Source organism: Type-C symbiont of Plautia stali, assembly GCF_059730935.1.
Genome location: NZ_AP035923.1, coordinates 3,663,298 through 3,684,681 on the forward strand (window position 1 = coordinate 3,663,298; position 21,384 = coordinate 3,684,681).

Consider the following 21,384-nt stretch of genomic DNA (forward strand, 5'->3'; position numbering starts at 1 on the left):
GATGCGTGAAAATCAGGAGAAAGCTGTTGCTTATATAGACTTTATGGCTGCACAGATCAAAAGCGAGCCCGGAGATATTTATTGGAATGAAATAAGAATTTCGCAGGAAATGAAAAGCTATAACCCTGGTTTAAATAAGGCTTATAGTGATAACCTATTAATAACACGTGATTTATCTTCAGCCACTCCAGTTAAGTCTGGATGGGTGATAATTCTCACGCTCAATAATAAGCCCCGCTAACGAAATGCTGCAATTGTGAGCTATCCCACAATTGCAGCAAAATCATGCATTTAATGACATCAGACCTCTTGACGGTCTGCTGACGCGGGCTTTTCTAACTTAAATCAACGTTTTTGGTGCCGCCCCACCAGGTAAAGACGAAGCCGCCGATCCACGCCACGATCAGCCCCACCAGATAGACCGCCATACCGGCAAAGATGCCCTGCGAAGAGGTCATCAGCGGCAGCGTCACCAGTCCTGACGGGCCAAACACCGTGTTCATGCCCACCGGCAGACCGAGCCACGCCACCAGCCCGATAAAGAAGCCGCCCAGCGCACCGCCGAAGCAGGCGGTAATAAACGGTTTAAGACGCGGCAGCGTCACGCCATAGATGAGCGGCTCACCGACGCCCAGCAGACCCGGCACGATGGCGCCTTTAATCTGGCTGCGCAGCAGCGAGTGCTTGTCGGCTTTGCACCACAGCGCCAGCGAAGCGCCGACCTGACCGGCTCCGGCCATGGCGAGTATCGGGAACAGCGAATTGAAACCCTGGGTTTCCATCAGCGCAAAATAGACCGGAATAAAGCCCTGATGAATGCCGAACATCACCGCAATCAGGAATAAGCCGGCCAGAATGGCACAGCCGAACGGGTTATTGTTCAGGTGGATAAACAGCCACGACATGCCTTTAAACAGCTCGCCGCCAATCGGCATGATCACCAGGAACGTCACCGCGCCGGTAATTAACAGCGTCAGCAGCGAGGTGAGGATCATATCGAGATTATCCGGGATAATTTTGCGCAGCTGTTTCTCCAGCCAGGCACCAAATATCGCCGCCAGCAGCACGCCAATAATATTGCCGCGCGGATCGATGGTCAGGCCGAAGAAATCCTGCATGCCGCTGTAATAGCCGACGGTCGCGTTCGGGACATAACCCAGCACAAACAGCGAGGCGATGATCGCACCGTTCACGCCGGTGCCGCCAAACGCTTTCTGCGCGTTATAGCCGATTAAGATGCTGAGGAAGGTGAACAACCCTTTGCCGAACACCTTCATATAAGCCACGGTGTCCAGCAGCCAGCGGGCGTGTTCCCCGGGCTGATTAAGATGGCACACCTGCTCAATCAGCGTGGCAAACCCCAGCAGTAATCCGGCACCGATAAAGCCCGGGATCAGCGGGGTAAAAATGGTGGCAAAGCAGGAGAGAAAACGGTGCAGCGCGCTGGTTTGCTTCGCTTTCATCTGCTGCTTCTGCGCGCTGGCGATGCTGTGCAGATCGCCCGGCGCCTCTGGCGTGGCGCTGTTCAGCATCGCCTGCATTTTTTCCGCTGCGGTTTGCGCTTTGCCAGGACCGAGCACAATCTGTAGCTGGGCATCGCTGTCAATCACGCCCAGCACGCCGGGCAGCGTTTTCAGCCGGGCGCTGTCGACCCGCGCGGCATCGGCCAGCGTCAGACGCAGACGCGTCATGCAGTTACCGCAGTGCACGACGTTGCCAGCGCCGCCGACCGCCTGCAGGATATCGCGCAATAAGCTTTCAGTGATCGCCGCCATCATTGCGCTCCTGCGTGGTGTAATGCCTGGCGGATAAAGCCGTGGTTCTGCGCCAGCAGCGCCTGCGCGTCATCGGCGTTCAGGTCCGCCAGTATCATCACAATGGCGGTTTTACAGTGGCCGCCGCACGCTGCCAGCGCCTGCTGTGCGCGGGCATCGTCACATTCGGTGGCCTGCTTAACGATGTTGATTTGCCGCTGCACCAGTTTCTGATTGGTGGCTTCTACGTCGACCATCAGGTTGCCGTACACTTTGCCGCTGCGGATCATGGCGCCGGTGGTCAGCATATTGAGCACCAGCTTCTGCGCGGTGCCGGCTTTCATGCGTGACGAGCCGGTGACCACTTCCGGGCCTACCACCGGCGTCAGGGCGACGTCCGCCGCCTGCGACATGGCGCTGTTGGGATTACAGGTCAGCGCGGCGGTGAAGGCGCCCTGCTGCTTCGCCCAGGCCAGCGCACCGAGCACATAAGGTGTGCGGCCGCTGGCAGCAATGCCGACCAGCACATCGCGCGCCGAAAAGTCGATATCTTTTAAATCCTGCGCGCCCTGCTCGCGGTTGTCCTCGGCGTTTTCCACCGCCTGTAAAATGGCGGTATGGCCGCCGGCGATCAGCCCGACCACCTGACTGCGCGGCGTACCGAACGTGGGCGGGCATTCGCTGGCATCGAGAATACCGAGACGGCCGGAGGTCCCGGCACCGCAGTAAATCAGACGTCCGCCCTGGCTGAATGCCGCCGTGATGGCATCCACCACCTCAGCAATCTGCGGCACGATAGCTTCCACCGCCAGCGCCACTTTTTTGTCTTCATCGTTAATGACGCGCAGCATCGCTTCCGTGTTCAGCTCGTCAATGTTCTGGCTCGCCGGGTTGCGGCCCTCGGTGATCATCTGGCTCAGATCGATGTTCATGTTCGCTCCCTTCAGGAATAATTTATTCTTGAAACTATATATCATATAGAATTGTTAATTCCTCCTGCTCAGGTCAATTTTTTTACCTTTTGCGGTAGCGGGCATAAAAAAACCCGCCAGAAGGCGGGTTGGATTAAGAAGAAGCACTAGATGTTTGCCAGTTCTCTGCGTGCCAGCGCGGCGAGAAAGCCGCTACGGGAGCCGTATTCGCGGTGTGCTTCTACGTGGCTATCGATTTTGGTCAGTAAGTTTTGCGGCAGGGTGATGTTCAGCTTCACCGCTTTACCTTCGTAACGACTGAGATCAATCTCAACGAAAGCCCAGTAACCTCCCTGGCACTCTTCATCATTAATATGGGTTTCAACGCTGGCTGCTTTTGGAATGGCCTTGCCTGCGTCCGCTAACGATTCCACATGCGCATCGATTGCACCAAATGCATCGCTCAACGCCTCGTCAACGGTGTTGCCCGCAAAAAAACATCCCTGCACGTCGGGTACGAAACCTGACCAGCTGCCGTTTTCTGTTTTGTGCAAATAAACGGGGAATCTCATGGTGAGTCCTTATGTAAATTGCCTTCTTGATTATCTACGGCGGATGCGAGTGGTTATGGTGGGTATAAATTTAAACTTTCTTCAGTAGCTCACCACGACAGGACTTGTCTGCAAAATATAAAAAAACCCGCCAGAAGGCGGGTTCAGTCAGAGAGCATGTCGCTTAGCTGGCGTTTTGCGTGCGCAGCTGCAGCTCGTAGGCGGCGGCCTGTTTGGTATCAAACTGGTTTTCCCAGCGGGCGATAACCAGCACCGCCAGCGCGTTACCAATGACGTTGAGCGCGGTGCGCGCCATGTCCATGATACGGTCGACGCCGGCGATAAACGCCAGACCTTCCAGTGGAATACCGACGCTGCCCAGCGTAGCCAGCAGCACCACAAACGAGACGCCCGGCACACCTGCGATGCCTTTCGACGTCACCATCAGGGTCAGCACCAGAATGATTTCATCAGTGAGCGACAGGTCAATGCCGTACAGCTGGGCGATAAAGATCGCCGCAATGCTCTGATACAGCGTTGAACCATCCAGATTGAACGAATAGCCGGTTGGCACCACGAAGCTGGTGATCGCCTTCGGCGCGCCGTAGGCTTCCATCTTCTGCATGATGCGCGGCAGCACGGTCTCTGAGCTGGAGGTGGAATACGCCAGAATCAGCTCATCTTTCAGAATGCGCATCAGGGTCGTAATACGCAGCTTGCAGAAGCGCGCCACCGCACCCAGCACCACGAACGCAAAGAACAGAATCGCCACGTACACCAGCAGCACCAGCTTGGCCAGCGGGTAGAGCGAGGCAAAACCGAAGTTAGCAATGGTGACGGCAATCAGTGCAAACACTCCGACCGGCGCATAGCGCATGATCATGTGCGTCACTTTAAACATGGTTTCGGAAATGGAACGGAATACGGTCACCAGCGGATCGCGATGCTCCGATGGCAGCGCAGACAGTCCCATGCCAAACAGTACCGAGAAGAAGATAATCGGCAGCATGTCGCCTTTGACCAGTGAGGCGAAAATATTCTGCGGGATCAGCGACAGAATGGTGGTCACCAGGCCATGTGGCGCACCCTGCACCGCTTCCGTTGTGGCTTCGTATTTAGAGATGTCCACCGTTGCCAGCGTTGACATATCAATGCCGCTGCCGGGTTGGAATACGTTGGCCAGCGTGATGCCGACCACAATGGCAATGGTGGTAATCACTTCAAAATAGATGATGGTTTTCACACCAATCCGCCCGAGCTTTTTCGCATCACCCACGCCGGCGATGCCGACAATCAGTGAGGAAATAACAATCGGCACCACAATCATCTTGATCAGATGAATAAAGATGTCGCCGGCAGGAGTAAGAATGTTAGTGATTAACCATTCACGATCGTCTGGCTGATTATGCAGCACGGTTCCGACGATAACGCCGAGAATCAGGGCAATCAGAATCTGCCACGCGAGGGTGAGTTTAAAACCTTTCATAACGCGTTATTTCCTCAGTTAAAACCCCTTTGCTCTGCTGCGAAGGTGCAGAAGACATTACACACAGGGAAGTGAGCAAAAGCCCGATAAAATAGAGGGTTATAATGGACTGCATCGGTTACCGCTGCGCCGGCATTATGCGCCCGCGCGATGATGCAGCCTGAGTTGATACCTGCTGAACAGGGCCGAGATAAGTACCATTTTCACTACGGTAAATGCAACCCCTGGGGCGATAGCTTAAATCCTGCACAGCCAGGCAGCATAAAATGCTGCTGACATGCGCCTGTCATAACTCGCTGTTATGAAAAGTGTTAATTCGATAATTTTCCGCATAGCTATTCAGGATTGCTGAAAAAACGTGCCGGTCTGTTTGCTGCTTATTTAACCGGCTGGTTCATAATTTTATTGATCCAGCCAGTGGTTTTGCCTCATTTCCTGCGCCGGTAAACAGATTGAATTGGGTGACTTTTCAGCCTTACACAAGGTCGTGATCCAGACTGCAAAACAGAAACAAAGCCCGGCCTCACTCTTCAATTAACCTTTGATTGACATATGATTAACATCTTCAAGGAGGTCAGCCATGAGCCAAATACACAAGCATCCCGTACCCGCTGCCATTGCAGCGAATGCCCTGATAAATGCCGATCAGTATGCGGCGCTGTATCAACAGTCGGTTGACGATCCTGAGGCCTTTTGGGGCGAACAGGGCAAAATCCTCGACTGGATGACGCCCTACAGCAAAGTGAAAAATACCTCGTTTGACCCCGGCAATATTTCGATTCGCTGGTATGAAGATGGCGCGCTGAACCTTGCCGCCAACTGTCTCGATCGCCACCTGGCTACGCGCGGCGATCACCCGGCGATTATCTGGGAAGGCGATGACGCCAGCGAAAGCAAAACCCTGACTTTCCGTGAACTGCACGCCGACGTCTGCCGCTTTGCCAACGTGCTGACCGGCCTTGGCGTGAAGAAAGGCGATGTGGTGGCAATCTACATGCCGATGGTGCCGGAAGCCGCAGTCGCCATGCTGGCCTGCGCGCGCATCGGCGCCGTGCACTCGGTCATTTTTGGCGGCTTCTCACCTGAAGCGGTGGCCGGACGCGTTGTGGATTCCAGTGCAAAACTGGTGATTACCGCTGACGAAGGCGTGCGTGCCGGACGCAGCATTCCGCTGAAGAAAAACGTGGACGATGCGCTGAACAATCCAAACGTCACCAGCGTGAAAAACGTGGTGGTGTTCCAGCGCACCGGCAAAGAAACCGGCTGGCACGAAGGCCGCGATCTGTGGTGGCATGAACTGATGGCGAAAGCCAGCGATCAGCATCAGCCGGTAGCGGTCGAGGCCGAACATCCGCTGTTTATCCTTTATACCTCCGGCTCTACCGGCAAGCCGAAAGGCGTGCTGCACACCACCGGTGGTTACCTGGTGTATGCTGCCACCACCTTCAAATATGTTTTTGATTATCATGACGATGATGTGTACTGGTGCACCGCCGACGTGGGCTGGATTACCGGGCACAGCTATCTGATCTACGGTCCGCTGGCCTGCGGGGCCACCACGCTGATGTTCGAAGGCGTACCCAACTGGCCCCAGCCCAGCCGCATGGCGGAAGTGGTGGATAAACATAAGGTCACGCTGCTGTACACCGCGCCGACCGCTATCCGCGCGCTGATGGCCGAGGGTGATAAAGCGATTGCCGGCACCCAGCGCAGCAGCCTGCGCATCATGGGATCGGTCGGCGAGCCCATCAACCCGGAAGCCTGGGAGTGGTATTACAAAAAGATTGGCGACAGCCGTTGCCCGATCGTCGATACCTGGTGGCAGACCGAAACCGGCGGCTTCATGATTACGCCGCTGCCCGGCGCCACCGAGCTGAAGGCCGGCTCGGCCACTAAACCGTTCTTTGGCGTCCAGCCGGCGCTGGTGGATAACGAAGGTAATACGCTGGACGGTGCCACCGAGGGTAACCTGGTGATTGTCGACTCATGGCCCGGCCAGGCACGCACGCTGTTTGGCGATCACGATCGCTTCGAGCAAACCTACTTCTCGACGTTTAAAAATCGCTATTTCAGTGGCGACGGCGCGCGCCGTGACGACGATGGCTATTACTGGATCACCGGCCGCGTCGATGACGTGCTGAACGTCTCCGGCCACCGGCTTGGCACGGCGGAGATCGAGTCCGCGCTGGTCTCGCATCCGAAAATTGCCGAAGCCGCGGTGGTGGGGATTCCGCACAGCATTAAAGGCCAGGCGATCTATGCTTATATCACGCTGAATCACGGCGAAGAGCCGTCGCCAGAGCTGTACAGTGAGGTGCGCAACTGGGTGCGTAAAGAGATCGGCCCGATTGCCACGCCAGACGTGTTGCACTGGACCGATTCGCTGCCAAAAACCCGCTCCGGCAAAATCATGCGCCGTATTCTGCGCAAGATCGCCGCCGGCGATACCAGCAACTTTGGCGATACTTCAACGCTGGCCGATCCGGGCGTGGTGGAGAAATTGCTCGAGGAGAAACAGTCGATCACCATGCCATAACCGGCATTGACCCGGCGGAGAGTATCAGCCTGTCCCCGGCAGGCAGCTCTCCGCTCTTCCATCCTTACGCCGTATGCTTTTCACCATCGCACAACCTTTATAACTAGAATATTCAGCCAGTTAAATCACGTTGCCGTGAGTTTTCTGTCTGCCTTGCCTCTGGAGAAAATGTGATGAACGAAGTCCTGAACCAACAGGAAGCCGTCTGGCAACAAATCGAAAGCAATCCGCGTTTTCAGGAGCTGGTGCACAAACGTCAGTCGTTTGCGCTGCTGCTCAGCCTCATCATGCTGGTACTGTACGTCGGCTTTATTCTGCTGATTGCCTTCGCGCCCGGCTGGCTCGGCACGCCCTTGCACGCCGGCACCAATGTGACGCGCGGCATCCCCATCGGCGTCGGCCTGATTGTGGTGTCGTTTCTGCTGACCGGCGTTTATGTCTGGCGCGCCAACGGCGAGTTTGATCGTCTGACCAAACAGATTGTCAGCGAGGTGAAATCATGAAGCGCCTGCTCTCCGCCTCGCTGGCTATCGTACCAGCCAGCGTATTTGCCGCCGATGCCATTACCGGCGCGGTGCAAAAACAGGCCACCAACTACGAAGCGATCATCATGTTCGTGGTCTTCGTGGCGGCCACGCTCGGCATTACTTACTGGGCGTCCAAACGCACCCGCTCGCGCAGCGATTACTACACTGCCGGCGGCAACATCACCGGTTTCCAGAATGGCCTGGCGATGGCCGGTGACTTTATGTCGGCCGCCTCGTTTCTCGGTATCTCCGCGCTGGTCTACACCTCCGGCTACGACGGGCTGATCTACTCGCTCGGCTTCCTCGTCGGCTGGCCCATGATTCTGTTCCTGATTGCCGAACGCCTGCGTAACCTGGGCCGCTATACCTTTGCCGATGTGGCGTCCTATCGCCTGCAGCAAAAGCCGATCCGCACCCTTTCCGCCTGCGGTTCGCTGGTGGTGGTGGCGCTGTATCTGATTGCGCAGATGGTGGGTGCCGGTAAGCTGATCCAGCTGCTGTTCGGTCTCGACTACCACATCGCCGTGGTGCTGGTCGGCATTCTGATGGTGCTGTACGTGCTGTTTGGCGGCATGCTGGCCACCACCTGGGTGCAGATTATCAAAGCGGTGCTGTTGCTGTTTGGTGCCAGCTTCATGGCCATCATGGTGATGAAAGCCACCGGTTTCAGCTTTAATACGCTGTTTACCGAGGCGATGGCGGTGCATCCGAAAGGAAGCGCGATCATGCAGCCGGGCGGTCTGGTGAAAGACCCGATCTCCGCGTTGTCGCTCGGTCTGGGCCTGATGTTTGGCACCGCCGGCCTGCCGCATATTCTGATGCGTTTCTTCACCGTCGCCGATGCGCGGGAAGCACGCAAAAGCGTGTTCTGGGCCACCGGCTTTATGGGCTACTTCTACTTCCTGACCTTTATTATCGGCTTCGGCGCGATTCTGCTGGTCGGCGCTAATCCGGCCTTCAAAGACGCCAGCGGCGCGCTGATTGGCGGCACCAATATGGCGGCAGTGCATCTCTCCAATGCGGTCGGCGGCAGCCTGTTCCTCGGCTTTATTTCGGCGGTGGCCTTCGCCACCATTCTGGCAGTAGTGGCCGGACTGACGCTGGCCGGTGCTTCGGCGGTGTCGCATGACCTGTATGCCAGCGTGATCCGTAAAGGTCAGGCCACCGAGCGTGAAGAGCTGCGGGTGTCGAAAATTACCGTGCTGGTGCTGGGCGTGGTGGCGATTGCGCTGGGGATTCTGTTTGAGAAACAGAATATTGCCTTCATGGTCGGCCTGGCGTTCTCGATTGCCGCCAGCTGTAACTTCCCGATTATTTTGCTGTCGATGTACTGGTCAAAACTGACCACGCGCGGCGCCATGGTGGGAGGCTGGCTGGGCCTGCTGACGGCGGTGGTGCTAATGATTCTCGGCCCGACCATTTGGGTGCAGGTAATGGGACACGCAACGCCAGTCTATCCGTATGAGTATCCGGCGCTGTTCTCGATGCTGGTCGCGTTTGTCGGCACCTGGCTGTTTTCCATTACCGATCATTCCCAGCAGGGAGCGCTGGAGCGGGCGAAATTCCGCGGACAGTTCATCCGTTCACAAACGGGCGTCGGGATTTCGCAAGGGAAAGCACATTAAGATTGAGAGGGTGCGGTGATTGACCAGGTCGCCATCAACACGGTGCGGTAATTGACCAGGTCGCCATGAACGTAGTGCGGTGATTGACCAGGTCGCCATAAATGGCGACCCTACGGAATTTCGTAGGGTGCGCATTCATGCGCACCTGGTACAGTCATCAGAAACGCAGCGACGCACCGACGTACGGGCCGTCGACCAGCACGTTATCTTTACGGTCGCCTTTGTTGTTCAGCTCAATGTACTGATAGCCAACGCGCAGGTTCAGCAGTGAAATCGGCGTAAAGCTCAGGCCGCCTGAGGCTTCTTTATAGCTGTCCAGACGATCGGAGAACGCTTCCGGCGCATAGTAATATTCGCCGTACAGGCCCCACATGCTGTTAAAGTTATACTGCGCACCGGCACCCAGCGCCACGGTGAAGCCATCACGGCCATCTTCCGGATGGGTGAACAGCGCTTTTGCCGTCGGTGCCACGCGGAAATCACCCACATCCAGGTTATAACCCATACCAAGGCCGTAAGTGCTGCCGTCGTGATCGCTGCGCAGCCAGTTGCCTTTCAGAAACAGACCCGGTGAAGCGGTGCCGAGGCCAAGGTTCAGGTTGGTGCTGTGCTCACCCACGTCAACACTGCCCTCAATCGCCTGCGCGCCGCCGCTCAGCAGTGCCAGACCTAAAACACTTCCCGTAACAAGTTGCTTAAACATAACAATCCACTCCATGAAGGACACATAATTCGGCGCAAAGGGTAAACAGCGCAGCGACGTGACACAACTTTATTTGGAAAGCTTTACGTAAAAATGGATTACAGCGGGCAGAAAACGGCCGCGAACGGCCGTGGAGGGATCAGAAGCGCACCGCAGCGCCGATAAACAGGCCATCCATCAGGCTTTGATCGGCATGGCCATAATCACCGTTGGCGGAGAGGTAGCGATAGCCGCTGCTGAGTGATAACCACTTCGCCGGCTGGTAATAGACGCCCGCTTCCAGCTGATGCAGCGCATGCAGATTATGGTTGGCAAAATCAGGCGACAGGCTGTAATCCAGATAGAGCCAGGTAGCCCCTGCCTGCGGCAGAGGTGCCATCAGACGAATCCCGCCATTCATGCCGCGACTCGATGTTGAGGTGGTTTTCACATCGGCCCAGAATGCACCGATACGCGGTGCTACCTGCAGCGCACCGAGGGAAAAGCCGTAGCCGAGGCTGGCGTCGAGCAGATGGGTTTGCTGATGACCATGCACATACTCCAGTGCTGCCTGCACGCCTGGTGCGGTGCGGTCGCTGTTAATCCGGGCTGTCCAGAAATGGCTGCCGCCCTGCCCGCCGATCTCAGCGGCACTGGTCCCGGTGGCGGCCAGCAGCAGGCCTAATGCTAATGTGGTATTTTTCATTCTCGCTTCCTTGTTGTTTACGCGCGCAAACGGTAAGCAAAGCGAGGAAACTCTGATATGAGCCCAGGCTCAAATTTGCCCGTCAGGCATGCCACAACAGCTGACCCAGCAGCGGGGCCAGCAACACCGTGAGCACGCCGGAGAGCATCATTACCAGGCTGGAGACCACGCCCTCCTGCTGGCCGAGTTGATAGGCGCGTGCCGTGCCGGCTCCGTGCGAGGCCGCGCCAAAGCCGGCGCCCTTCGCCACGCCCTGCTTAATCGCGATGCGTAAAAACAGCACGTCGCCCACCGCCATGCCAAACACTCCGGTAATCACCACGAACAGCGCGACCAAATCGGGCTGGCCGCCAATCGGCTGGGCCGCTGCCAGCGCAAAAGGCGTGGTGATGGAGCGCACCGCCAGACTACGCTGGATGCTCTCCGGTAACGTCAGCAGCCGCGCCAGCCACACCGAACTGCACACGGCCACCAGCGTGGCAGTGATCACGCCCACGCTCAGCGACAGCCAGTGGCGACGGATAATGTGCAGGTTTTCGTAAACCGGCACCGCAAAAGCCAGCGTCGCCGGCCCCAGCAGCCACAGCAGCCAGTGGCTTTCGGCGATGTAATCCTGCCAGCTGACGTGCGTCAGCAGCAACAGCGCCACCAGCACCAGCGGCGTTAACACCAACGGCATCAGCAGCAGTGTGGGTCTGCGCCGGTACAGGCGTTTGTTGAGGTAGTAAACCAGCAGCGTCAGCGCCAGACACAACAGGCTAATGATAAAGTCAGTCACGATCGCCCTGCTTACGCGCCGCGCGCGCCAGTTCGAAACGGTATAAGCGATCGACCACCAGCGAGGTGGCCGCCAGCACCATCAGCGTACTGACGGCGATCACCACACAGATGCGCCAGCCTTCACTGCGCAGCAGGTCGCTGTAATTCACCACCGCGACCACCGCCGGAATAAAAAACAGCAGCATTTCGGCCAGCAGCCAGTTGGCCCCGGCTTTGACCCAGCGCAGCGGCACGATACCGCTGACGATCAACAGTAACAGCAACACCATACCCACGACGTTGGCCGGTAACGGCAGATGCAGCCAACTCACCAGTTGGCCACTGGCAACGAACAGGGCGATATACAGCACCAGCTGCAGCGGCACCGTGACGCGTTGCAGGATATCCGTGGTGCGCGGACGAAGCGCGGACGCCATTTCTCTCTTCCCCTCAAAAATTCAGGGTTTCAGTATAAATCCGCGCCAGAGTGTGAAAGAAATGAATTAAAATTATTCAAACTATGCCAAAAAGGAATGTTTATGGACGTGCGTGCCCTGCGTTACTTTACCGAAGTGGTGCGTCAGCAGAGCTTTACCCGCGCGGCGGAGAAGCTGTTCGTGACGCAACCCACCATCAGCAAAATGCTGCGCCAGCTGGAAGAAGAGCTGGGCTGCACGCTGCTGCTGCGCGAAGGACGCAAGCTGCATCTCACCGACAGCGGCCAGGCGGTATATCAGCGCGGCCTGGCGATTTTGCAGGAGTTTCATCAGCTGGAGGCGCAAATCAGTGACATCAACCAGCTGAAAACCGGTGAGCTGCGGCTGGGCATTCCGCCGATGGTCGGCATGCAGATTGCCGGATCGATCTCCGCGTTCCGCCGCCGCTATCCCGGCGTACAGCTGAAAATCTCCGAATTTGGTGGCCTGACGGTGCAGCAGGCGGTGCTGAGCGGCGGGCTGGATATTGCGCTGACCGCCCTGCCGATTGATGTGGAGCTGCCGCTGAATACGCTGGAACTGATGCGTCATCCGCTGTGCGTGCTGCTGCCGCGCAGCGCGCGCTGGCTCAACCGCACCAGCCTGACGCTGGCCGAGCTGGCTCAGCATCCCCTGCTGATCCTCAACGAAGAGTTTTCGCTTAACCGCCAGCTGATGAAGGCGTTTCAGCGTCAGGGAGTGATGCCGGATATCGCGCTGCGTAGCGCGCAGTGGGATTTTCTTGCCGCGATGGTGCAGGCGGATATGGGGCTGGCGATCCTGCCGGAGCCGATTTGCCAGCGGCTGGATAAACAGGCCTTGCTGTGGCTGCCGCTGGAGTCGGAGCTGCAGTGGCGTCTGGGGCTAATCTGGCGCGAAGGCAGTTATCTGTCGCGCAGCGCGCAGGCGTGGATTGCCTGCTGCCGCGAACACTGGCCGGATAACGCGCCACGGCTATCGCTGTAGCAAAGCGGCCGCCCTGTCTGTCAGGCGGCCGCGGGATCGGAGAGCAGCAAAACGCGGCGGCTATTCCTCTTTTTCTATCAGCAACGCTTCCAGCAGGTCGAGATCGCGCAGCAGGCGCTGCATGGTCTCGTTGGAGATCTGCTGGGTGGCGCGCAGATGATAAACCTCGGCACGCTCGGCGCGCAGCGCGGTCAGACGGAAACGGCGCTCCAGATTTTCCGCAAACAGCGCCTGTTCCATATCATCTTTGCCATCGACGCGACGACGCAGATTACCAATCACCCGCAGGCTGACCTCTTTCAGCAGCTCAGGATCGATGTTCTCTTCAGCGTCGTTTTCCAGCCGCTGCTCCATTTTGTGCAGGCTTTCGATCGCCACGCCGGCCATCGCGGCACGCGCGCTCTGGATTTCGCGACGGTGTCCCACTTTGTCGTGGCTCTCCATGCCGCGCAGCAGAATCGGCAGCAGAATCACGCCGACAAACAGCGAGAACAGAATCACGCCGGTGGCGATAAACACCAGTTCGTAGCGCGCCGGAAAAGGTTCGCCGTTGCTGAGGAACAGCGGGATCGACAGCACACCGGCCAGCGTGATAGCACCACGCACGCCGGCAAAAGAGGCGATCAGCAGTTCACGCAGCGAGTAGCTGGAGAACTCCAGCGGCTTCTTCTTCAGCAGGCGCAGGCTGGTGCGCTTCATGATCCACAGCCAGCCGAAGCGCACGATCATCAGCGCCGCATAGACCAGCCCGACGTCAGCGAACAGCATCCACAGCTCGACGTTAGGATCGGCGTTCGCCTGAGCAATCGAGGTGGAGAGAATGTCCGGCAGCTGCAGGCCCAGCATCAGGAACACCATGCCGTTGAACACAAACTCCAGCATCTGCCATACGCTGTTGGCGCGCAGGCGCATTGCCAGCGGTGCCTGACGGATGATGCCGGAACGGGTGATGGTCATACCGGCCGCTACCGCCGCCAGAATGCCGGAGACGCCGAGGTGTTCAGCAATCAGGTAAGAGGCGAACGGCAGCAGCAGCAGCAGTACGGTTTGCGTTGCCGGGTCGTCACCGCTCCAGCGGCTGAGCAGGCGCAGCGAACGGCCATACAGCCAGCAAACGGCGACACCTGCCACCAGGCCGCCAATCGCCACTTTAAGGAATTCGACACTGGCGCCGCCCCAGGTGAACACCATGGTGCCCATCGCCACCGCGACGGCAAACTTGAGTGACACCAGGCCCGACGCGTCATTCATCAGCGCCTCGCCCTGGACAATCGACATGATCTTTTTCGGGATGCGCCCTTCGCCGACGATGCCGGAGAGCGCCACCGCATCGGTCGGTGACAGCACCGCCGCCAGCGCGAACGCCGGAATTAGCGGAATACCCGGCACCAGCCAGTAAATCAGGTAGCCGATACCGACCACGGTAATCAGCACCAGCACCAGCGCCAGGCCGATAATTTCACGGCCGTGATGCAGAAACTCGTTGATCGGCGTTTTCCAGCCATCGGCAAACAGCAGCGGCGGAATAAACAGCACGAGGAACAGTTCGGGGTCAAAATCGACGTGCAGACCAAAGGTTGGCCAGGCCAGCAGCGCGCCGGCCGCGATCTGTACCAGCGGGAGCGGGATCTGAAACGGCAGGATACGTGCCGCAACGCCGGACAGCGAAACCACCAGCGTCATGATGAGAATAGTAAAGAAGATTTCCATGCTTTCCTTAGGCGAATCATATTAATCGAAGCGATGTTGCGTCGGAAAGTGTAAAACAAAACGCCGCCCGGCGGGGCTACCCGATGTGCGGCGTGTGCGATAAAGAGAATAATCCGGACTGACGCCCGGATTGCGGTCAGATAGCCCAACCGCCCGCGTAGAACGCCACCAGCGCCACAGCAATCACCACCGTGCCAGCGTTGAGCTTGCGCCACTCGCCGGCAAACAGGCGACCAATCACCAGCGCGGCAAAGCCGAGCATGATGCCGGTGACGATGTTGCAGGTCAGTACGATAAATACCGCCGTGAGCAGGCCAGACATCGCATCGACGAAATCATTGAAGTCGATTTTGGCCACGTTGCTCAGCATCAGCAGGCCGACATACATCAGCGCGGGTGCGGTGGCATAGGCTGGAACCAGATAAGCCAGCGGCGACATAAACAGAATCAGCAGGAACAACAGACCCACGACAATCGCTGTCAGGCCGGTTTTACCGCCGGCGGCAGTACCCGCAGCGGACTCGATATACACTGCGGCGGGCGAGGCACCCACCAGTCCGGCAAACAGGCTGCTGATAGAGTCGGTGGTCAGCGCGCGACCGCCATTGATAATCTGGCCCTCTTTATCCAGCAGGTTCGCCTGCCCGGCCACCGCACGAATGGTGCCGGTGGCGTCAAACACCGCGGTCATCACCAGCGCCAGCACGCTCGGTAACACCACCGGCTGCAGCGCGCCCATGATATCCAGGCTAAACATTGCCGACTGGCCGCTGGTACCACGCAGGCTCGGCATGGCAAACAGCCCCTGCCACTTTACCGCCGGGTCGAAAATCAGCCCAAGCAGCGAAATCGCAATGATGGTCAGCAGAATGCCGCCCGGTACCCGCCGTTTTTCCAGACCAAAAATCGCCGCCAGCCCGATCAGCGCCATGATCACCGGGAAAGAGGTGAAGTGACCAAGCGCCACCGGCAGGCCTGCCGCCGGGTTTTTTACCACCAGACCAATGCCATCGGCGGCAATCAGCAGCAGAAACAGGCCGATACCGACGCCGGTACCGTGCGCCACGCCCATCGGCAGGTTACGCAGAATCCACGCGCGAATGCCGGTCACGGAAATCAGCGTGAACAGCAGGCCCATCAGGAAGACCGCGCCCAGCGCCACCGGCACGCTAATGTGCTGGCCCAGTACCAGGCTGAACGCGGTGAAGGCGGTCAGGGAGATGGCACAGCCAATCGCCATCGGCAGGTTGGCCCACAGTCCCATGATGAGGGAGCCAAAGCTGGCCACCAGACAGGTAGCGACAAACACCGCCGTCGGTGAGAAGCCCGCTTTACCGAGCATGCCAGGAACCACGATGACTGAATAAACCATCGCTAAAAAGGTGGTGAGGCCAGCCAGCACTTCCTGCCGCACGCTGCTGCCGCGTGCTGAAATGTGGAACCAGGCGTCCAGTTTTCCCCTGGCCGGGCGTGATTCGCCAGACATAGTTATTCCTCTGTATTTTTTAAGATATAGGTCACCGCGCGGCTCGCGTTTGCGCATCATCCTGGTGAAGATGTCTCAGAGAGAAAAGCAGGCAAACGATTACGTGGCCGCGTATTCCAGGTCAAAAAAGGGTGACGCGGAAAAAAGGCAAACGATTATCTGGCGTTTGGGGTGGCGTTTTCAACTGCTAATCACCTGGCAGGCAGGATAATGCGCAGCTCTGGCGCAATTATGGCTGGCGTTACGCTAGCGGGAGCAGGAAATCATGGAGGAAAAAGGCTGGCATTTCAGATGGTTTGCTGCGGTGCCGCGACAGCGCGTCGCGGCGTCCTGTTTCGTTGCGTTACCGCTGCGCCTCAGCCGTTATTGAACTGAATCGGGCCGCCCTGCTCCAGCGCGCGCTGCCACGCGGCGCGCTGCTGCATATTCTCCAGCCAGCGCGCCGTGGCGGGCATCTCACCCAGCGCGCCGCGCATCTGCAACGCCAGCAGCGGAAAACTCATCTGCACATCGGCAATGCTGAAGCGTGAACCGGCAAAAAAGCGCTGCTGGCTCAGATGCTGCTCAATCACGCGCCCGTGGAGCGCCAGCTGCTTGTTCAGCCACGCTTTCTGAATGCCTTTACTCAGCGCCACGCCGGCCGGGCGCAGCAGCCATGGCACCGGCTTTTTGCCCAGTTGCGCAAACACCAGCTTCATCACCAGCAGCGGCATCAGCGAACCTTCAGCATAGTGCAGCCAGTAACGCGCCTGAATTTGCTCCTCTTCCTCATGCAGCGCCAGCAGATGCTCGCTGTCATACTTTAGCTGCAGATATTCGAGGATGGCGCCCGATTCGGCGATCACCCGATTGCCATCGGTAATCACCGGCGATTTACCCAGCGGGTGCACTTTCTTTAATTCGTCCGGCGCCAGCAGGGTATTTTCCCGCTGATAGCGTTTGATTTGATACGGCACCGCCAGCTCTTCCAGCAGCCACAGCACCCGATGAGAACGGGAGTTTTCCAGATGGTGAACGGTAATCATGCGCGATTCCTTGCTGCTAAGGGTTGGCATCTAGTATAGCGGATTAACGCTGCGGCTCGTCCTGTTGCGGATCGAGCAGGACCGCTCCGGAGCCCTGCTGCCCCAGGCGATCACCCGGATTGCGCAGCGGGCAGTCGCGCATCGACAGGCAGCCGCAACCAATACAGCCGTCAAGATCGTTGCGCAGACGCGTCAGGGTTTCGATGCGTTTATCCAGCTCTTCGCGCCAGTGCTGCGTCAGCGCGTCCCACTCCTGCGTCGACATGCGCTTATTCGCCGGCACGTGCATCAGGCTGTCGCTGACCGTCGCCAGCGGAATCCCGATGCGCTGGGCAATTTTGATAATCGCCACGCGGCGCAGCACATCACGGCTGTAGCGGCGCTGATTACCGCCGTTGCGCGTGCTGCTGATCAAGCCTTTGCTTTCATAAAAGTGCAGCGCCGATACCGCCACGCCGCTGCGTTTCGCCACTTCGCCCGGCGTCAGCACCGGTTTCGGGTAATTGCGTTCTTTTTTCATTTAGGGCCTTTACCTCAAGTTAACTTGAGGAATTATACTCGCACCCCAGCAAAACAGCGAATTTCAAACCAGGCGATAACCTTGCAGAAGGAACAGGCTATGATGCAACAGGAAATCATCCATTCACTGACTAACTGGATCGATCAGAATCTGGATAAAACATTGTCGATTGATGAAGTGGCGGCAAAATCGGGTTACTCGAAATGGCACCTGCAGCGTATGTTCCGTACGGTTACGAAACAAACGCTGGGTGGTTATATTCGTGAACGCCGTCTCACGCTGGCCGCCGAAGCCTTGCGTCAGACGCAGCGTCCGGTATTCGACATTGCGATGCAGTACGGCTACGACTCGCAGCAGACGTTTTCACGCGTGTTCCGCCGTCAGTTCTCGCAAACCCCTACCGCTTATCGTCACAGCATGCGTCGCCAGGCGCTGGTGCAGCGTCCGCGTCTGGTCAACTTTGACTGCAGCGAAGGCATGAACAGCTTTGCCCAGCGCACCACCGGCGAGTGCTGCCCGGTACGCTGAAGTCAGTGCGCCCCACGCGGGCGCGCCTTTCCCCTCCTCTTCACCTTCCTCCAGCCCTTTCTTTGCCTGCCATACCAGGTCTAAATTTTGTTCAAATTTTCAAATCCAGTGATATAATGTGACCCAAGTCACAGATTCAAGCTGTATTAAGACGACAGAAGGGCTTCCCTGACCTCCCTTGTCTGCCGCCAGTGATGTCCGATGAATGTCAGGGATATTACTGATCTCAAGAGGTTTTTCGCCGATGGCTACGTTAACCACCAGTCTGATCGTCATGCGTTGGGAACTGCTCAGCGCGGTAATGATGTTCTTCGCCAGCACCATGAAAATTAAATTGCGTCAGAACAGCCACCACGTGATGGCGCTGATGTGCGGCGGCGTGGGCGTAGCGATGTCATGCTGGTTCGTAACCGGTCTGCTCGGCATTACGCTGAGCATGGAAAACGTGCATAACTTTATGTCCATCACCAAAGAAGCGTTTATTCAGGTGATGAGCCAGACACCAGCCGACTGGCCAATGCCGTAAACGCGGCGCATAAAAAACCCCGCTAAGCGGGGTTTTTTATTTTGCTGTGTGATTTCAAATTTTCTTCAATACGGCTGGAAGTGGTACTTCCGGCACCGTGACGTCCGATCTCTGCGTATCGCGACGATCCTGAATCCACATATCACCCATCATCTGATTAAGCCCCCGATCCAACCCGGTGACCAGCCCGGCGCCTGGCGTGAACGTCAGCTCACCGAAGTAGATCTGTTCGCCATCGATATACCAGTCCACACGCACATAATCGAAGTCGCTGGCCAGCGTTTTACTCAGCGCCAGCGCGTGCTGCAGCTGTGGCAGCAACGGTGACACATCCAGCCCGGTATCACGGATTTTGTGATACGCCTCGTTAAGATTGTTGACGTAAAAGTTCATCGACAGCAGCGGATTACAGCGGTTGTAGATCACCTGCAGCACATATTCAAAATTGCCGTCGCGCTTGTTGAACATGTGAAACTTGTAATCGATCGGCGCGGTTTTGCCATCGCCGATGTACTTCTCCACCAGAATGCGCGGCTTGATATAGCGATAGTGAATCTCGCGCGCCTCGTTGGCGAAGTCGGTCTTCAGCCAGCGCTGGCAGTCGCTGATAATCTGCTGTTTTTTCAGCGCATCCGGTTCTTCCAGCAGGATCTCGACCATGTTGGAGCCGTGATTCGGCTTGATAACCGTGTTCTTCCAGCTCGGCAGCGTATGCAGTGAATGCGGATCGCTGGTCTCATAAACCAGCGGAATCAGATACTCACTGCCCACCTTTTCGGCAATGTACTCACGCACCGAAAACTTGTCCGACAGGCGGCCATAACACTGGTAGTCGCCGTAGACGAATTTGCGATACAGCACTTTCTCATTGAACACCTTCGGCTGACGCAGGTTCGGCAGCTTACGGAATTTGTGAAAGTAGTAGATGCGATCCTGGTAAGCCCAGGGCATCTTTTTGATGAAGTACTGTACGCTTCTTCTGAGTTCGTCTTTCAACCTGATCATATCTGACCTCATTTGTAGGTTTTGTAGTTGAGTGAGGAAACCTGAATTTTTTGGATGACGCCGTTTTTGAAGAAGTAATTCATCACGGTCAGGGACAGTAACTCCGTGATGAAGACGCTCCAGGCGGCACCCATGATGCCGTAGCCCTGGATCAGCCACCACGACAGCGGCAGGCTGATGACCATCAGACAAATGATCTTCTTCAACAGATAGTTAAACCCGCCCTCTTTCACCATGTAGCGATAAGCGACGGTCCCCATTGCCGAAAAGCAGGTTGCTAACGACAGTAACGTAATGAGACTTCCGGACTGTGTGTACTCGTGACCATATAAAGCGATGATGATTTTTTCGCCGTACAAGGCGATCACCGCTAATAACAGCAATGAAACTCCCATGACATAGCCGTTCAGCCGCGCGGTGAGCTTGATCGCGGCTGCTCCACGCTCGCGGAAAATCTCCGAGAAGCAGGAAGTGATGATGGCAACCGGGATAAAAATCCAGGAAGCCGAAATGGTATTCGCGGCGGCGAACAGGCCAAGGTCGCGCGCTGAGGCGATGCCCGCGAGGAACATCTGTGCGGCTTTCACCTGCACCGAGATAAAGATGCTGGAGATGGCCAGCGGCAGGCCGGCATACATCAGGTAGCGCAGGTAGGTAGTGCGCTTGTCCTGCGGCGGCGCCAGATCCTGATGTTCGCGATAGAAATTGACGCGCTTGATGGCGTACGGCACCAGCGTGACGGCCACAATCGAGGCGGTGAGCCACAGTGGATTGAGGTGCAGCCAGGCGATGGTGAAGCTCATGGCAAAGCCCAGCAGCAAGCCGGCCGAGTTAGCAATGGTATTGAGCCGCGACGCCAGCCGCGCATTGTTATAAACGCTGAAGGTGTCCTGGGTGACAAACACCGACGAGATAAACGAGGCCAGTGCAAACGCAAGGAAGTTTTCCTGCATGTTGTACCAGACCCAAATCAACACTGGGATTGATGTCAGCAACAGCAGCACCAGGCGCATGGTCCGCGCCACGGTCATCAGCCGCAGGCCTTTCGGCGCACTTTTGCTGATGCGCTTGAACAGGATGGTTTCGGTACCAAAAATCGCCACGGTTTGCACCATGGAGAACAGCGAGGTCGAAAACGCCATTTGGCCAAACACCGTTGGGCCAAAGGATTTTGCCACGTAGGAGGTCACAAATATGACGCCGAATACCGAGACGATCTTCTCAGACATCATCCAGGCGGCATTAGACATTACGCTCAATTTCATTGACTGGTCCTTAGTATTACGTACAGCAACTGCTTTTCGGTACAACGTCCTTGAAATGAATTAACAAGCGCTCAGTGGGCCTGACACAATTTAATAACTTCAAACCAGGCTGGTCCGAAAAATGAGACTCGCGTCAGAGTTTAGCGATTAAATTCAGGAAAATTCCGATTAAACCTGGTGCGAAGCCCGATGGATGTAAACGATTTCAACCCGAATTCAGGACAAAAGTTCACAGGCATATCCTGAGTTTTTTGCAAGCAGGCTATGCCGAATTTCCAATGATTGTCGTATTTTTCTGCATTTGGGATGGAATGAATCTATATCAAAAACCCAGCACCAG

General features: G+C 57.0%; 21 protein-coding genes. 7 read left to right on the forward strand and 14 right to left on the reverse strand.

Going from position 1 to position 21,384, the window contains the following annotated elements; translation table 11 throughout:
* Window position 1 precedes the first annotated feature (1 nt).
* Window positions 2-241, forward strand: a complete 240-nt coding sequence (locus AC6I7J_RS17290; RefSeq protein ID WP_238561247.1) for a hypothetical protein — start codon at window positions 2-4, stop codon at window positions 239-241.
* Between the two features lie 94 nt (window positions 242-335).
* On the opposite strand, the gene murP is transcribed toward AC6I7J_RS17290, so the two are convergent.
* The 4 genes from murP to gltP all read right to left on the reverse strand — a co-directional run bounded on the left by murP (window position 336) and on the right by gltP (window position 4,702).
* Window positions 336-1,775 (reverse strand): PTS N-acetylmuramic acid transporter subunit IIBC, encoded by a 1,440-nt coding sequence (gene murP / locus AC6I7J_RS17295; RefSeq protein ID WP_058774923.1) that lies wholly within the window; start codon window positions 1,773-1,775, stop codon window positions 336-338.
* Window positions 1,775-2,686, reverse strand: coding sequence for an N-acetylmuramic acid 6-phosphate etherase (gene murQ / locus AC6I7J_RS17300; RefSeq protein WP_058780882.1), 912 nt, complete (start codon window positions 2,684-2,686; stop codon window positions 1,775-1,777). The genes murP and murQ overlap by 1 nt, the downstream gene beginning before the upstream one ends.
* A gap of 146 nt (window positions 2,687-2,832) precedes the next feature.
* Window positions 2,833-3,237: a type II toxin-antitoxin system HicB family antitoxin gene (locus AC6I7J_RS17305; RefSeq protein WP_058757543.1), complete on the reverse strand. Its 405-nt coding sequence runs from the start codon at window positions 3,235-3,237 to the stop codon at window positions 2,833-2,835.
* Between the two features lie 163 nt (window positions 3,238-3,400).
* Window positions 3,401-4,702: a glutamate/aspartate:proton symporter GltP gene (gltP, locus tag AC6I7J_RS17310; protein ID WP_021507820.1), complete on the reverse strand. Its 1,302-nt coding sequence runs from the start codon at window positions 4,700-4,702 to the stop codon at window positions 3,401-3,403.
* Window positions 4,703-5,282: 580 nt separating this feature from the next.
* On the opposite strand from gltP, the gene acs reads away from it, so the two are divergent.
* The 3 genes from acs (at window position 5,283) to AC6I7J_RS17325 (ending at window position 9,390) form a co-directional block, all read left to right on the forward strand.
* Complete coding sequence (gene acs / locus AC6I7J_RS17315) at window positions 5,283-7,238, forward strand: acetate--CoA ligase (protein ID WP_498006274.1); 1,956 nt, start codon at window positions 5,283-5,285, stop codon at window positions 7,236-7,238.
* 173 nt (window positions 7,239-7,411) lie between these two features.
* On the forward strand, window positions 7,412-7,741 hold the full coding sequence (locus tag AC6I7J_RS17320) for a DUF485 domain-containing protein (RefSeq protein WP_498006276.1): 330 nt from the start codon (window positions 7,412-7,414) through the stop codon (window positions 7,739-7,741).
* Window positions 7,738-9,390 (forward strand): cation acetate symporter, encoded by a 1,653-nt coding sequence (locus AC6I7J_RS17325; RefSeq protein WP_498006278.1) that lies wholly within the window; start codon window positions 7,738-7,740, stop codon window positions 9,388-9,390. Before AC6I7J_RS17320 ends, AC6I7J_RS17325 begins: the two co-directional genes overlap by 4 nt.
* Window positions 9,391-9,547: 157 nt before the next feature.
* Here AC6I7J_RS17325 and AC6I7J_RS17330 read toward each other — a convergent pair whose 3' ends face one another.
* From AC6I7J_RS17330 to AC6I7J_RS17345, 4 genes are all read right to left on the reverse strand, one after another.
* Window positions 9,548-10,093, reverse strand: a complete 546-nt coding sequence (locus AC6I7J_RS17330) for a YfaZ family outer membrane protein (protein WP_031279754.1) — start codon at window positions 10,091-10,093, stop codon at window positions 9,548-9,550.
* Between the two features lie 139 nt (window positions 10,094-10,232).
* Window positions 10,233-10,778, reverse strand: coding sequence for a YfaZ family outer membrane protein (locus AC6I7J_RS17335; protein ID WP_211726532.1), 546 nt, complete (start codon window positions 10,776-10,778; stop codon window positions 10,233-10,235).
* 82 nt (window positions 10,779-10,860) lie between these two features.
* On the reverse strand, window positions 10,861-11,556 hold the full coding sequence (locus AC6I7J_RS17340; protein ID WP_021507825.1) for an LrgB family protein: 696 nt from the start codon (window positions 11,554-11,556) through the stop codon (window positions 10,861-10,863).
* Window positions 11,549-11,974, reverse strand: coding sequence for a CidA/LrgA family protein (locus AC6I7J_RS17345; RefSeq protein ID WP_021507826.1), 426 nt, complete (start codon window positions 11,972-11,974; stop codon window positions 11,549-11,551). Before AC6I7J_RS17345 ends, AC6I7J_RS17340 begins: the two co-directional genes overlap by 8 nt.
* A 102-nt stretch (window positions 11,975-12,076) precedes the next feature.
* Between AC6I7J_RS17345 and AC6I7J_RS17350 the strand changes: the two genes are divergently transcribed.
* Window positions 12,077-12,979, forward strand: a complete 903-nt coding sequence (locus AC6I7J_RS17350) for a LysR family transcriptional regulator (protein WP_498006280.1) — start codon at window positions 12,077-12,079, stop codon at window positions 12,977-12,979.
* 60 nt (window positions 12,980-13,039) lie between these two features.
* Here the strand turns inward: AC6I7J_RS17350 and AC6I7J_RS17355 are convergent, their stop codons facing one another.
* The 4 genes from AC6I7J_RS17355 to soxR form a co-directional block, all read right to left on the reverse strand.
* The gene (locus tag AC6I7J_RS17355) at window positions 13,040-14,689 is read right to left on the reverse strand and encodes a Na+/H+ antiporter (RefSeq protein ID WP_021507828.1); all 1,650 of its coding nucleotides are present in this window, start codon (window positions 14,687-14,689) and stop codon (window positions 13,040-13,042) included.
* A gap of 136 nt (window positions 14,690-14,825) precedes the next feature.
* The gene (locus tag AC6I7J_RS17360; protein WP_498006282.1) at window positions 14,826-16,175 is read right to left on the reverse strand and encodes an NCS2 family permease; all 1,350 of its coding nucleotides are present in this window, start codon (window positions 16,173-16,175) and stop codon (window positions 14,826-14,828) included.
* 356 nt (window positions 16,176-16,531) lie between these two features.
* Complete coding sequence (locus tag AC6I7J_RS17365) at window positions 16,532-17,200, reverse strand: glutathione S-transferase family protein (RefSeq protein WP_021507831.1); 669 nt, start codon at window positions 17,198-17,200, stop codon at window positions 16,532-16,534.
* 43 nt (window positions 17,201-17,243) lie between these two features.
* On the reverse strand, window positions 17,244-17,720 hold the full coding sequence (gene soxR, locus AC6I7J_RS17370) for a redox-sensitive transcriptional activator SoxR (protein ID WP_021507832.1): 477 nt from the start codon (window positions 17,718-17,720) through the stop codon (window positions 17,244-17,246).
* 99 nt (window positions 17,721-17,819) lie between these two features.
* On the opposite strand from soxR, the gene soxS reads away from it, so the two are divergent.
* A complete protein-coding gene (soxS, locus tag AC6I7J_RS17375; RefSeq protein WP_262264517.1) occupies window positions 17,820-18,248 on the forward strand; it encodes a superoxide response transcriptional regulator SoxS in 429 nt (142 codons plus the stop codon).
* A 244-nt stretch (window positions 18,249-18,492) separates the two neighbouring features.
* Window positions 18,493-18,774: a YjcB family protein gene (locus tag AC6I7J_RS17380; RefSeq protein ID WP_010618515.1), complete on the forward strand. Its 282-nt coding sequence runs from the start codon at window positions 18,493-18,495 to the stop codon at window positions 18,772-18,774.
* Between the two features lie 54 nt (window positions 18,775-18,828).
* On the opposite strand, the gene AC6I7J_RS17385 is transcribed toward AC6I7J_RS17380, so the two are convergent.
* Both AC6I7J_RS17385 and AC6I7J_RS17390 read right to left on the reverse strand, forming a co-directional pair.
* Window positions 18,829-19,779 carry an ATP-grasp fold amidoligase family protein gene (locus AC6I7J_RS17385; protein ID WP_031279756.1) on the reverse strand — a complete coding sequence of 317 codons (951 nt, stop codon included), beginning with the start codon at window positions 19,777-19,779 and terminating at the stop codon, window positions 18,829-18,831.
* A gap of 8 nt (window positions 19,780-19,787) precedes the next feature.
* Window positions 19,788-21,044, reverse strand: a complete 1,257-nt coding sequence (locus AC6I7J_RS17390) for an oligosaccharide flippase family protein (protein WP_021507835.1) — start codon at window positions 21,042-21,044, stop codon at window positions 19,788-19,790.
* Window positions 21,045-21,384: the final 340 nt, after the last annotated feature.